The following is a 13606-nucleotide window of genomic DNA, read 5'->3' as shown; positions in this document are numbered from 1 at the left end:
ATTGCGTTTTTATACAGTAGTCGAGGCCCTCTCTCAACGCACGCAGGGTACATCAACGCTTCCACTCTCTTGAGATTGCCGACAGGGCCCCCATATAGGCGGCAGATTCGAGACTTTCTCCCAACCGAACCCGTTGCGGCCGCATGGCCGAACCACGCTTCAGGAGATACGCATGGCTAAAGAACCCCAGACCCCGCTCGACGATGAGCTGGAACGGCGCGAGGAAGAGGCTCGGCCGGAGCCGATGGAAGGCGAGCTGGACGATGCCATCGTCGCCGGGGACGAGGAGGGCGTTGCCTCCGAGGAGCCGACGGCGGTGAGCGACAATCCCGAGGCCGACATGCTGGCCGCCCAGGTGGAGGAACTCGAGCAGAGCCTGGCTGACGCCAAGGATCAGGCGCTGCGTGCCGCCGCCGAGGCGCAGAACGTACGGCGCCGTGCCGAGCAGGAGGCCGAGAAGGCGCGCAAGTTCGCCTTGGAGCGCTTCGTCAAGGAGCTGCTGCCGGTGGTCGACAGTCTGGAAAAGGCGCTCGAGGCCATGGGCGACGATGCCACCGAGGCTCATAAAGAGGGCGTGGCCATGACGCTGAAGATGCAGCACGACGTGCTGGCCAAGTTCGGCGTCGAATCGCTCGACCCCGCTGGCGAACCGTTCGACCCGCAGTACCACGAAGCCATGGCCATGGTGCCCAACCCCGAGCTCGAGCCCAACAGCGTCATGGAAGTGATCCAGAAGGGCTATCTGCTCAACGGCCGCCTCGTCCGCCCGGCCATGGTGGTGGTCAGCCAGGCCGCCGGCTGAATTCGAGTGGATGAAAACGGTGGCGGGGCTTGAAAATTCTTGCCCCGCCCCCCAGATAGACGTCAACCGCGGCAACTGCCGCTGAGATGGATCAAAGGCAAACGAATTTTCGAGGATTTCCTATGGGACGCATCATCGGTATTGACCTGGGGACTACCAACTCCTGCGTGGCCGTGCTCGACGGCGACAGTGCTAAGGTGATCGAGAACGCCGAAGGCGCCCGCACCACGCCCTCCATCATCGCCTACACCGATGATGGCGAGATCCTGGTGGGGCAGTCGGCCAAGCGCCAGGCGGTCACCAACCCGCAGAACACCCTGTACGCGATCAAGCGCCTGATCGGTCGTCGCTTCAAGGATGACGTGGTGCAGAAGGACATCAAGATGGTGCCCTACGGCATCGTCGAGGCCGACAACGGTGACGCCTGGGTCGAGGTGAAGGGCAAGAAGCTGGCACCTCCGCAGGTCAGCGCCGAAGTGCTGAAGAAGATGAAGAAGACCGCCGAGGACTACCTGGGCGAGCCCGTCACCGAGGCGGTGATCACCGTGCCGGCCTACTTCAACGACTCCCAGCGTCAGGCCACCAAGGATGCCGGGCGTATCGCCGGCCTCGAGGTCAAGCGCATCATCAACGAGCCCACCGCGGCGGCGCTGGCCTATGGCATGGACAAGTCGCGCGGCGACAAGACCATCGCCGTGTACGACCTGGGCGGCGGTACCTTCGATATTTCCATCATCGAAGTGGCCGACGTCGACGGCGAGACCCAGTTCGAGGTGCTGGCCACCAACGGCGACACCTTCCTGGGTGGTGAAGACTTCGACATGGCGCTGATCAACTATCTGGTCGATCAGTTCAAGGCCGACAGCGGCATCGACCTCTCGGGCGACAACCTGGCCATGCAGCGCCTCAAGGAAGCCGCCGAGAAGGCCAAGATCGAGCTGTCCAGCGCCCAGCAGACCGACGTCAACCTGCCCTACATCACCGCCGACAACACCGGGCCCAAGCACCTCAACGTGAAGGTGACCCGGGCCAAGCTGGAGTCGCTGGTGGAAGACCTGGTCCAGCGCTCGATGGGGCCGTGCAAGACCGCGCTCTCCGACGCCGGCCTGTCCGCCTCCCAGATCGACGACGTAATCCTGGTCGGTGGCCAGACCCGCATGCCGCTGGTGCAGAAGAAGGTCGCCGACTTCTTCGGCAAGGAAGCGCGCAAGGACGTCAACCCGGACGAGGCCGTGGCCGTGGGTGCGGCGATCCAGGGCGGCGTGCTGGGCGGCGACGTCAAGGACGTGCTGCTGCTCGACGTCACCCCGCTGACGCTCGGCATCGAGACCCTGGGCGGCGTGATGACCCCGCTGATCGAGAAGAACACCACCATTCCGACCAAGAAGACCCAGACCTTCTCGACCGCGGATGACAACCAGACGGCCGTGACCATCCACGTGCTGCAGGGCGAGCGCAAGCAGGCCGGCGGCAACAAGTCACTGGGCCGCTTCGACCTGGCCGACATTCCGCCGGCGCCGCGCGGCGTGCCGCAGATCGAGGTCGCCTTCGATCTCGACGCCAACGGCATCCTCAACGTCTCGGCCAAGGACAAGGCCACCGGCAAGGAGCAGTCGATCGTCATCAAGGCCTCCAGCGGCCTCAGCGATGAAGAGATCGAGCAGATGGTGCGCGACGCCGAGGCCCATGCCGACGAAGACAAGAAGTTCGAAGAGCTGGTGGCCCTGCGCAACCAGGCCGACGGCATGGTCCACGCGGCACGCAAGACCGTCCAGGAAGCCGGTGAGCACGCCACCGACGAGGAGAAGCAGGCCATCGAGACGGCCGCCTCCGAACTCGAGGAAGCGCTCAAGGGTGACGACAAGGACGACATCCAGGCCAAGCTGGACAAGCTGACCGAGGCCTCCGGCAACCTGGCGCAGAAGATGTACGCCGCTCAGGCCGAGGCTGCCCAGCAGGGCGGTGGCGAAGGCCAGGAGGACGGCGCCAAGCCGGAAGAAGACGTGGTCGACGCCGAGTACGAAGAAGTCAACGACGACCAGAAGAAGCAGTAATCGCCAAGGCGATGCCACGGGCGACGGTAGCGCGGGGGGACGACTCCCGCGTTGCCGTTTCCGCGGATCGGGCAGAGCTGCCTAGACCAGGAGGCGCATGGACCCATGTCCAAACGCGATTATTACGAGGTGCTCGGCGTAGAGCGTGGGGCCGAGACCCAAGACATCAAGAAGGCCTACCGACGGCTGGCGCAGAAGTACCACCCGGACCGTAACCCGGGTGACGACACTTCGGCGGAGAAGTTTCGCGAGGTCTCAGAGGCCTACGAGATCCTCTCCGACAGCGAGAAGCGCGCCGCCTACGACCAGTTCGGCCATGCCGGCGTAGACGGCCAGGCCGGAGGCTTCGGCGGTGGCGGCTTCGGCGGTGCGGGTGCCGGCGGCTTCAGCGACATCTTCGGCGACGTGTTCGGCGACATCTTCGGTGGCGGCGGCGGGCGGCGCAGCCCCCATGCGCCGCAGCGCGGCAGTGACCTGCGCTACAACCTCGAGCTCGATCTCGAGAGTGCCGTCGCCGGTACCACGGTGGATATCCGCGTGCCGCGTCACGTGGAATGCGACCGCTGCGACGGCCAGGGTGCCGAGCCTGGCTCCACCAAGGAGACCTGCCCCACCTGTAACGGCCATGGCCAGGTGCGCATGCAGCAGGGCTTCTTCGCCGTGCAGCAGACCTGTCCCACCTGCCACGGCAGCGGCGTGCACATCAAGGTGCCGTGCCACAAGTGTCACGGCGAGGGCCGCATGCGCGAGACCCGCACCCTGTCGGTGAAGATTCCTGCCGGGGTGGACACCGGCGATCGCATCCGCCTCAACGGCGAGGGCGAATCCGGCATCAACGGCGGCCCGCCCGGCGATCTCTACGTGCAGGTGGCGATCAAGCCGCACCACATCTTCCAGCGCGACGGCAAGCACCTGCAGTGCGAGGTGCCGATCAACTTCGTCGATGCCGCGCTGGGCGGCGAGCTCGAAGTGCCCACGCTGGACGGCCGGGTCAAGCTCAAGATCCCGCCCGAGACCCAGACCGGCAAGCTCTTCCGCCTGCGCGCCAAGGGCGTCAAGCCGGTGCGTGGCGGCCCGCCCGGCGATCTGCTGTGCAAGGTGGTGGTGGAGACCCCGGTCAATCTCAGTGAGGAGCAGAAGGCGCTGCTGCGTCAGTTCCAGGAGAGCCTGGGGGGCAGCAACAGCGCCCACCACTCGCCCAAGAAGAGCGGCTTCTTCGACGGCGTGAAGAAGTTCTTCGAGGATATGAAGCCGTAAGTCCCGGCCGCCTCATTAGCAGCCCTCGGTGCCTCAGGTATCGAGGGCTTTTTTCATCTGGCGCACTGCCGTATCGCTCGGCTGAGCGTAATGTTGCGCCGTATGGGCCAGCCAGGACTGGCGCCGATCCCGTCGCGCGTCTTAGTCTGTTAGCTCCAATACGAATGGAGATCGTTGCTATGCCGATGTCGCGTGCCGAGATCGCCACGGAGTCCGGGGCGAGGCTGATGAGCCGGCTGTGCAAGCACTGGGCGCACAAGCTGGAGGTGGAGCAGGGCGAGACCGAGAGCCGGGTGGTGTTCGATGAGGGCTCCTGCGTGATGCGCGTCGAGCCGGGCAAGCTGGTAGTGGCCATCGAGGCGCTGGAGGAGGAGAGTCTCGACCGCCTGGAAGGCGTCGTCGACTCCCACCTGCAGCGCATGGCGGGCGACGAGGACCTGGCGATCGTCTGGGAAAATTGAGCGCGCCGATAACGCCCCGGCTTGCCCACCTGGGCATGCTGCTGTGGTCGCTGCTGGTCGGGCTGTCGTTTCCCGCCGTGGGGTTGATGGGCGAGCTGCCACCGCTTTCGCTCACCGCCCTGCGCTTCGCCATCGCCTGTGCCGGGCTATGGTGGTTGGCACGGCGCTCGCCCGACTTCCTGCCGCCCTGGCGGCTGTTGCCGCTCTACGCACTGATGGGGCTGTGCCTGGCCGGTTTCTTCGCAGCCATGTTCTGGGCCGCCCACCATGCCACCGCGCTCTCCATGGCCACGCTCTACGTCACCGTGCCGCTGCTGGCCTACCTGCTGGGGCTCGGGTTTCGCGTCGAGCGCTTGGGCTGGCAATTGCCGGCGATCCTGGCGCTGGGTGCCTGCGGGGCGCTGGGGCTCGCCTTTGCCGAAGCCCTCAGCCACGGCAAAGGCCTGCAGCTGGGTATCGGTGAGGCAGTGTTCTTCCTCGGCTGCGTGTCGTCGGCACTCTACCCGGTGCTGAGCAAGTGGGGGCTGGCCCGCGAATGGCTGCCGGAGTCGGCGGCGGTGCGCACCTTCTGGAGCCTGGGGCTGGGAGGGCTCGCCATCGGCCTGCTGGGGCTTGCCATCGAGCCCGCTGCCGAACTGGCCGGCATGCGCTGGCAGGACGTCGCCCTGGTGGTCTATCTGGGGCTTTTCTCCAGCGCGCTCACCTTCTGGTTGATGCAGCGTGCCACCTCCGTGCTCACGCCCGGGGCCGTCACCGCCTACGGCTACATGGTGCCCTTCGTCTCGATGCTGTTGCTGTTCGCCACCGCGCCCGAGCAGATCGGCTGGCAGTGGCTGCCGGGCAGCGCCCTGGTGCTGGCCGCCATCGGCATGCTGTTGCGCCAGAACGGCAAGGGCGCCCAGAAGTGTCAATCCACTTCGGAATAGGGTTCGCTGCCGGGTGTGGCGGCCAGGCGCGGAAAATGCCGGCGAATCTCTTCGTAGAGCTTGCCCACGTCGTCGACGTGGCGACGCGAGAAGTGGAACGGCACTAGTTGGCCGACCGCGGCCGCGGCGGCGATCTCGCCGCAGCCGCGGGCAGTCAGGTGGCCGGTACGCCGGGCCTGCTCCGCCTGATCCTCGCGAAACGAGGCCTCGCAGAACAGCACCTCGGCACCGCGGGCAAGCGTGAGCAGGCGTTCGCGATTATCGGGCGTATCGCCGAAATCGGTGGCATAGACGAGGCGCTTCCCAGGTTGCGAAAGTAGCAGGTGCTGGGCCAGTTCGGCGACCGTCCGCTGGCGGCCATCGGGCAGTTCGATCACCGTCTCGTCCACGCCGGCGTGTACATGCTGCTTGAGTTCGCCGAGCCATGGGCCGGGTGCCCAGCCATGCGCATCCAGGCGCTCCTTGCGCACCTTGACCTCGACGTCCGGCTCAAAGGCAAAGGCCAGCACCGGCGTGCCGTGATCCAACGTGACCGCTCGCACGCGAAAGCCGGGCTCCACGTGCAGCACGCCGTCATCGACCTCGCGCGGCGAGAGCGCCTTCATCGGCTGGCCGGCCACCAGGCGATAGTGGGCCAGGCGCTTGTCGTGCAGCTCGAAGACCTCGAAGCGAGGCGCTTTCTCCTCGACACGATCCCACAGGATGCCGCGCATCAAGCCGTCCAGGTGACCGGCGAGCCCGGGTGGGCCGTAGACCCGGCACGGCGTGTAATCGCCGATGCGCGAGCGCAACAGCCACAGGAAACCGCCGATATGGTCGAAGTGGGCGTGGCTGATGAAGACGTCGCTGATTTGGTGGGCCAGCCGCGCCGGCAGCCGACCGGGGTCGCCCAAGTCGAACAGCAGGCTGCGCTTGCGATGACGCAGGCGCAGATGCAGCAGCGGGTCGCCGAACACGCCGTTGACCAGCGTGGCGCGGACCCCATCGAGGCGCAGCGTCGGCCGCGGGCCGTCGATGGCTTCCTGTAACGGTAGCCTCAGGGATGGTTCGTCGGGTGTCGCTGGGTAAGGGGCACGATAGGGGCGCGCCGTGCCGAGATGGCCCTCGGGATGGCGCATGGCGTCACGTATCACCAGGGTGCGCGGGGTGTCGCCCAGTGGCGGAGCCAGCAGCTTGAGCCGCTCACCTTCCAGAGCCAGCACTTCCCCCATGGCCAGGGTGCGGCCGGTAGCGTCGAGCAGGCCGACCTGGCGCCTGTGCCAAGCGTGGGGGGCGTCGCGCGGAGGTGGGGTGCCGGTAATGGCCAGGCCGACGAGATCGAGCGATTGCTCCACGGCTTCGGTCAGGTAGGTGTCCCATGCCTCGGTACGTCGTTGGGTGCGAAGCTGGCGCCCTGGGTGGCGTGCCTCCGCGGCGGCGGGCAACTTCAGTACTTCCAGGTCCAGCGCTACACGCTCCTGCGCGTAAGGGTCGGGCGCGTTTTCCGGCGCCAGCCGCACCACGGCGCTGGCGTGGCTGGCGCTGACGAGTGCTGCGAGCAGCTCGGCGCCGCCGATGCCACGCTCCACGCCCGGCGCATCGAGGAGCAGCGGCCCGGCCTCGACCCGTTCGGCAAGACGACGCACCGCCTCGACCAGCGGCAGGCGAAAGCGCGCACTGTCCAGGGTGCCTAGGGCCTCGATGGTCTCCAGGTGCCATTCGCCACCCTCCCCCCGCATCGGGTCCCAGCGCCCCAGGCAGATGGCACCGGGTGGGCCGAAGCCGGGCAGGCCGGGGTCGGCGGCGAGGCAATGGCAAGCCTGGCCCTGATCGGCAAGCTGGGCGGCCACGCGGCGCACGAGCGTGGTCTTGCCGCTGCCGGGCGGGCCGGTCAGCAATACGCGGGGGTGGCGGCGCAGCAGGTCGAGCAGCGGGTTGTCGTGGGACGGCTCCGGTGTCGTGGGCATGGCGCTCCTTGCTTGATGCTTCGCTATGCCCAGTGTGGGCGAAAGCGCCCTCCTTGCCCAAGCGCTCGGCCCTGCGGGCCCGTGCTCTGGTATACTGCCCCTCGATCCCACTCTTCAGACTTGCAGGAGTCCGCATGACCCGTATCGCCATCGTCGGTGTCGCCGGCCGCATGGGCCGCACCCTGGTCAACGCCGTGCAGCAGGATGCCGGGGCCAGCCTGGCCGGCGGCATCGTCGAGCCGGGCAGCACGCTGGCCGGAGCCGACATCGGCGAGCTGGCGGGCCTCGGTAGGCTGGGCGTGACGGCAGTGGATTCGCTCGATGCCATCGTCGACGACTTCGACGTGCTGATCGACTTCACCGCGCCCCAGGTGACGCTGGCCAACCTGGCCTTCTGCGCCGAGCATGGCAAGCGCATGGTGATCGGCACCACCGGGCTCGCCGACGACGAGCTGGCCGAACTCGACGGCTACCGCGACAGGCTGCCCTTCGTCTTCGCCCCCAACATGAGCGTGGGGGTGAACCTGACCCTGAAGCTGCTCGAGACCGCGGCGAAGGCGCTGGGCAACGAGGGCTATGACATCGAGGTGATCGAGGCTCATCATCGCCACAAGGTCGATTCACCCTCCGGCACGGCGCTGAAGATGGGCGAGGTCGTGGCCGAGGCGCTGGATCGCACGCTCAAGGAGCACGGCGTGTTCGAGCGCGTCGGCCAGTGCGGGCCGCGCACCGACAAGGAGATCGGCTTCGCCACGGTGCGCGCCGGCGACATCGTCGGCGAGCACACGGTGATGTTCGCCACCGAGGGCGAGCGCATCGAGATCACCCACAAGGCCTCTAGCCGCATGACCTTCGCCAAGGGCGCGGTGCGCGCGGCGCGCTGGGTCGCCGATCAAGAAAACGGTCGGTACGGCATGCAGGATGTATTGGGTTTGTGAGCCATCGCGGTAGCCAAATGAGATCGAATCCTGTAACATCTCCAAAATTTTGGCCGGGCGCCTGAAATACAGCAGTCCAACACTGCGCGCTTGTTGCGTGGCCAGCCCCCGAGCAAAGACAACAAGCGGGATGAAACCGGTTCCTTATCGGCTTCGTCCCGCTTTTTTACGAGCCGAATCTGTCGCAATGACGATAGCCGCCGAGCCTGCGCCCCTCAGGCTCGCCTCAGCATGGGAGGACCTTGTCTTGAACAGCCCCGCATTGAACAGACCCGCGATATTGGCCCTGGAAGACGGCAGTATCTTCCACGGCACGGCCATCGGCGCCGATGGACGAACCAGCGGTGAGGTGGTGTTCAATACGGCCATGACCGGCTATCAGGAGATCCTCACCGACCTCTCCTATACCCGACAGATCGTGACCCTCACCTACCCGCACATCGGTAACACCGGCGTCAACGCCGAGGACGTCGAGTCGGGCTCGATCGCCGCCGCCGGCCTGGTGATCCGCGATCTGCCGCTCATCGCCAGCAACTTCCGCTCCGAGCAGTCGCTCTCCGACTACCTCAAGGGCCAGAACGTGCTCGGCATCGCCGATATCGATACCCGCCGCCTGACCCGCATCCTGCGCGACAAGGGTGCCCAGAACGGGGCGATTCTGGCCGGCACCGAGGCCGAAGGCGACGATGCCGTCGAGCGCGCGCTGGCCGCGGCACGGGAGTTCCCCGGGCTCAAGGGCATGGACCTGGCCAAGGAGGTCTCGTGCAAGCAGGCCTACGAATGGAGCGAGGCCGAGTGGGTGCTGGGCCAGGGCAATATCGATGCCACGGGCAGTGAGCGTCTCTTCCACGTGGTGGTCTACGACTACGGTGTGAAGTACAACATCCTGCGCATGCTTGCCTCACGCGGCTGTCGCCTCACCGTGGTGCCGGCACAGACCCCGGCCGCCGAGGTGCTGGCCAAGAACCCTGACGGCATTCTGCTGGCCAATGGCCCTGGCGACCCCGCGCCCTGCGACTATGCCATCGCCGCGATCCAGGAAATCCTCGAAACCGAGGTTCCGGTGTTCGGCATCTGCCTGGGCCACCAGCTGCTGGCGCTGGCGGCCGGTGCCAAGACGGTGAAGATGAACCACGGCCACCACGGTGCCAACCACCCGGTGCAGGATCTGGCGACCGGCCACGTGATGATCACCAGCCAGAACCACGGCTTCGCCGTCGACGAGGCGAGCCTGCCGGGCAACGTGCGCGCCATTCACCGCTCGCTGTTCGACGGCACGCTGCAGGGCATCGAGCTGACCGATCGGCCGGCCTTCAGTTTCCAGGGTCACCCGGAAGCGAGCCCCGGGCCGCGCGACGTGTCGCCGCTGTTCGATCGCTTCGTCGAGATGATGAAGGCCCGCCGCTAGGCCGAGCCCGAGAAACGTCGCCATTCGTCACCATATTTTGCGGGAACCGACATGCCCAAGCGTACCGACATCAACAGTATCCTGATCATTGGCGCCGGCCCCATCGTCATCGGCCAGGCGTGCGAGTTCGACTACTCCGGCGCCCAGGCCTGCAAGGCGCTGCGCGAGGAGGGCTTCCGGGTCATCCTGGTCAACTCCAACCCGGCCACCATCATGACCGACCCGGCGATGGCCGACGCCACCTACATCGAGCCGATCACCTGGCAGGCGGTGGAGAAGATCATCGAGGCCGAGCGCCCCGACGCCATCCTGCCCACCATGGGCGGCCAGACCGCGCTCAACTGCGCGCTCGAGCTCGACAAGCACGGCGTGCTCGAGAAGTACGGGGTGGAGATGATCGGCGCCAACGCCGATGCCATCAACAAGGCCGAGGATCGCGACCTGTTCGACCAGGCCATGAAGCGCATCGGCCTGGAGTGCCCCAAGGCCGAGGTGGCGCACTCCATGGTGGAGGCCTGGCGCATCCAGGAGTCGCTGGGTTTCCCGGTGATCATCCGCCCCTCCTACACCATGGGCGGCTCCGGCGGCGGCGTGGCCTACAACAAGGAGGAGTTCGAGGAGATCTGTACCCGCGGTTTCGAGCTCTCCAACAACCATGAGCTGCTGATCGACGAGTCGCTGCTGGGTTGGAAGGAGTACGAGATGGAGGTCGTTCGCGACAAGAACGACAACTGCATCATCGTCTGTGCGATCGAGAACTTCGACCCCATGGGCGTGCACACCGGCGACTCCATCACCGTGGCCCCGGCGCAGACGCTGACCGACAAGGAGTACCAGATCATGCGCGACGCCTCGCTGGCGGTGCTGCGCGAGATCGGTGTCGAGACCGGCGGCTCCAACGTGCAGTTCGGTGTCGACCCGCAGACCGGTCGCATGGTCGTGATCGAGATGAACCCTCGGGTGTCGCGCTCCTCGGCGCTGGCCTCCAAGGCCACCGGCTTCCCGATCGCCAAGATCGCCGCCAAGCTGGCGGTGGGCTACACCCTGGACGAGCTCTCCAACGACATTACCGGCGGGCGCACCCCGGCCTCGTTCGAGCCGTCGATCGACTACGTGGTCACCAAGATTCCGCGCTTCACCTTCGAGAAGTTCCCCCAGGCCAACGATCGCCTCACCACCCAGATGAAGTCGGTGGGCGAGGTGATGGCCATCGGTCGCACCTTCCAGGAGTCGCTGCAGAAGGCGCTGCGCGGGCTCGAGACCGGCAACGACGGCCTCGACCCCAAGTTTCCTGAATTCAAGGCCGGGGAGTTCAGCGACGACGCCATGGCCCACATCAAGGGCGAGCTGCAGGCGGCCGGCGCCGAGCGCATCTTCTTCATCGCCGACGCCATGCGCGCCGGTATGAGCGTGGAGGAGATCTTCACCCTGACCAGGATCGACCCCTGGTTCCTGGTCCAGCTCGAGGAGCTGGTGCGCATCGAGCAGGACGTGGCCAAGCGCTCGCTCTCCGATTTCACCCCGCGTGAGCTGTTCGGCCTCAAGCGCAAGGGCTTCAGTGACGCGCGCCTGGCCGGGCTGCTCGGGGTCTCCGAGAAGGAGTTCCGCCGCACGCGCCAGAAGGCCGGCATCCGCCCGGTCTACAAGCGCGTCGACACCTGCGCCGCCGAGTTCGCATCAAACACCGCCTACATGTACTCCACCTACGAGGAGGAGTGCGAGGCCGATGTCTCCGATCGCCGGAAGATCATGGTGCTGGGCGGCGGGCCCAACCGTATCGGCCAGGGCATCGAGTTCGACTACTGCTGCGTCCATGCCGCCTTCGCCATGCGCGACGACGGCTATGAGACCATCATGGTCAACTGCAACCCCGAGACCGTCTCTACCGACTACGATACTTCCGACCGTCTCTACTTCGAGCCGGTCACCCTGGAGGATGTGCTGGAAATCGCCGACAAGGAGCAGCCGGTCGGCGTGATCGTGCAGTTCGGCGGCCAGACCCCGCTCAAGCTGGCCCGCGAGCTCGAGGCTGCCGGTGTGCCGATCATCGGCACCACGCCTGATGCCATCGACCGCGCCGAGGACCGCGAGCGCTTCCAGCAGATGATCGACAAGCTGGGCCTCAAGCAGCCGCCCAACGCCACCGCGCGCAGCTTCGACGAGGCCTTCGCCAAGGCCGAGGCGATCGGCTACCCGCTGGTGGTGCGCCCGAGCTATGTGCTCGGCGGCCGCGCCATGGAGATCGTCTACGACGCCTCCGAGCTCGAGAACTACATGACCCACGCGGTGAAGGTCTCCAACGACTCGCCGGTGCTGCTCGACCACTTCCTCAACGCCGCCATCGAGATCGACATCGACGCCGTCTCCGACGGTCACGAGGTGGTGATCGGCGGCATCATGCAGCACATCGAGCAGGCCGGCGTGCATTCCGGCGACTCCGCCTGTGCGCTGCCGCCCTACTCGCTGCCCGCCGACGTACAGGACGAGATGCGCGACCAGGTCAAGCGCATGGCGGTCGAGCTCGGCGTGGTAGGCCTGATGAACGTCCAGCTGGCGTGGCAGGATGGAGAGATCTACGTCATCGAGGTCAACCCGCGCGCCTCGCGCACTGCACCCTTCGTCTCCAAGTGCATCGGCACTTCGCTGGCCCAGATCGCCGCCCGCTGCATGGCCGGCAAGTCCTTGGCCGAGCAGGGCTTCACCCGCGAGATCGTGCCGCACTTCTATAGCGTCAAGGAGGCGGTGTTCCCGTTCAACAAGTTCCCCGGTGTCGACCCCATCCTGTCGCCGGAGATGAAGTCCACTGGTGAGGTGATGGGCTCGGGCGAGACCTTCGCCGAGGCCTTTTACAAGGCGCAGCTGGGGGCCGGCGAGGCGATTCCCAAGCTCGAAGGCGAGCGCAAGGCGTTCCTCTCGGTGCGCGACCCGGACAAGGTCGGCGTTATCGAGATCGCCCGTTCTCTGCTAGGATTGGGGTTCACGTTGTGCGCGACCCGCGGCACCGCTGTCGCCCTCGAAGCCGCCGGGCTCGAGGTGGAGGTCGTCAACAAGGTTTACGAAGGCCGTCCGCATATCGTCGATCTGCTCAAGAACGACGACATCGCCTATATCGTCAATACCACCGAGGGGCGTCAGGCCATCAACGACTCCTCGGTGATCCGTCGTACCGCGCTCGCCCGCAAGGTGCCCTATGCCACCACCCTGGCCGGGGCCAGTGCCGTTTGCATGGCGCTCGAATATGGCAACGCGATTACGGTGCGGCGGTTACAGGAACTGCATGCAGGAGCGACACAATGAATAAAGTCCCGATGACCGTCGCAGGCGAGGCACGCCTGCGTGAGGAGCTGGAACAGCTCAAGGGTGTCGAGCGTCCTCGGGTGATCAACGCCATTGCCGAGGCGCGCGAGCACGGCGATTTGAAGGAGAACGCCGAATACCATGCGGCGCGCGAGCAGCAGGGGTTCATCGAGGGACGGATCCAGGAGATCGAGAGCAAGCTCTCCAATGCCCAGGTGATCGACGTGCAGAAGCTGCCCCAGACCGGCAAGGTGATTTTCGGCGTCACCGTCGAGCTGATCAATCTCAATAACGACGAGGAGGTCGCCTACCAGATCGTCGGCGAGGATGAGGCCAACATCAAGAGCGGCAAGATCTCCGTCACCTCGCCCATCGCCCGTGCCCTGATCGGCAAGGAGGAGGGCGACGTGGTGGTGGTCGCCACGCCGGGCGGCGAGGTGGAGTACGAGGTCGCCAGCGTTCGGCATCTCTGAGCGACGAGCTACGCGCCAGTGAAAAAGCCCGCGACAAAGTGTCG

10 protein-coding genes are annotated in these 13606 nt (G+C 66.2%); 9 read left to right on the top strand and 1 reads right to left on the bottom strand.

The features are described from left to right. Positions 1 to 172 precede the first annotated feature (172 nt). The 5 genes from grpE (at position 173) to ACRWQA_RS20935 (ending at position 5500) form a co-directional block, all read left to right on the top strand. The gene (gene grpE / locus ACRWQA_RS20955; RefSeq protein ID WP_263581642.1) at positions 173 to 802 is read left to right on the top strand and encodes a nucleotide exchange factor GrpE; all 630 of its coding nucleotides are present in this window, start codon (positions 173 to 175) and stop codon (positions 800 to 802) included. A 122-nt stretch (positions 803 to 924) separates the two neighbouring features. Continuing rightward, the gene (dnaK, locus tag ACRWQA_RS20950; RefSeq protein ID WP_434230986.1) at positions 925 to 2856 is read left to right on the top strand and encodes a molecular chaperone DnaK; all 1932 of its coding nucleotides are present in this window, start codon (positions 925 to 927) and stop codon (positions 2854 to 2856) included. 105 nt (positions 2857 to 2961) lie between these two features. After that, positions 2962 to 4113 (top strand): molecular chaperone DnaJ, encoded by a 1152-nt coding sequence (dnaJ, locus tag ACRWQA_RS20945; RefSeq protein ID WP_434230983.1) that lies wholly within the window; start codon positions 2962 to 2964, stop codon positions 4111 to 4113. A gap of 179 nt (positions 4114 to 4292) precedes the next feature. After that, positions 4293 to 4574, top strand: a complete 282-nt coding sequence (locus tag ACRWQA_RS20940; RefSeq protein WP_434230980.1) for a DUF2218 domain-containing protein — start codon at positions 4293 to 4295, stop codon at positions 4572 to 4574. Continuing rightward, on the top strand, positions 4571 to 5500 hold the full coding sequence (locus tag ACRWQA_RS20935; RefSeq protein ID WP_434230977.1) for a DMT family transporter: 930 nt from the start codon (positions 4571 to 4573) through the stop codon (positions 5498 to 5500). The genes ACRWQA_RS20940 and ACRWQA_RS20935 overlap by 4 nt, the downstream gene beginning before the upstream one ends. Here the strand turns inward: ACRWQA_RS20935 and ACRWQA_RS20930 are convergent. Continuing rightward, positions 5482 to 7446, bottom strand: coding sequence for an MBL fold metallo-hydrolase (locus tag ACRWQA_RS20930; protein ID WP_434230974.1), 1965 nt, complete (start codon positions 7444 to 7446; stop codon positions 5482 to 5484). The two genes, ACRWQA_RS20935 and ACRWQA_RS20930, sit on opposite strands and share 19 nt — an antisense overlap. 134 nt (positions 7447 to 7580) lie before the next feature. Here ACRWQA_RS20930 and dapB point away from each other — a divergent pair, with 134 nt between their 5' ends. The 4 genes from dapB (at position 7581) to greA (ending at position 13562) form a co-directional block, all read left to right on the top strand. Beyond that, positions 7581 to 8384: a 4-hydroxy-tetrahydrodipicolinate reductase gene (dapB, locus tag ACRWQA_RS20925; RefSeq protein WP_263581631.1), complete on the top strand. Its 804-nt coding sequence runs from the start codon at positions 7581 to 7583 to the stop codon at positions 8382 to 8384. 262 nt (positions 8385 to 8646) lie between these two features. Beyond that, a complete protein-coding gene (gene carA, locus ACRWQA_RS20920) occupies positions 8647 to 9792 on the top strand; it encodes a glutamine-hydrolyzing carbamoyl-phosphate synthase small subunit (RefSeq protein WP_434231022.1) in 1146 nt (381 codons plus the stop codon). A gap of 51 nt (positions 9793 to 9843) precedes the next feature. Beyond that, the gene (carB, locus tag ACRWQA_RS20915) at positions 9844 to 13089 is read left to right on the top strand and encodes a carbamoyl-phosphate synthase large subunit (protein WP_434230972.1); all 3246 of its coding nucleotides are present in this window, start codon (positions 9844 to 9846) and stop codon (positions 13087 to 13089) included. Further along, positions 13086 to 13562, top strand: a complete 477-nt coding sequence (gene greA / locus ACRWQA_RS20910) for a transcription elongation factor GreA (protein WP_263581629.1) — start codon at positions 13086 to 13088, stop codon at positions 13560 to 13562. The genes carB and greA overlap by 4 nt, the downstream gene beginning before the upstream one ends. Positions 13563 to 13606: the final 44 nt, after the last annotated feature.

It is taken from the genome of Billgrantia sp. C5P2 (assembly GCF_051062895.2).
Note: the sequence above shows the minus strand (reverse complement) of the source record. Positions and strands in the feature narration are given on the sequence as shown.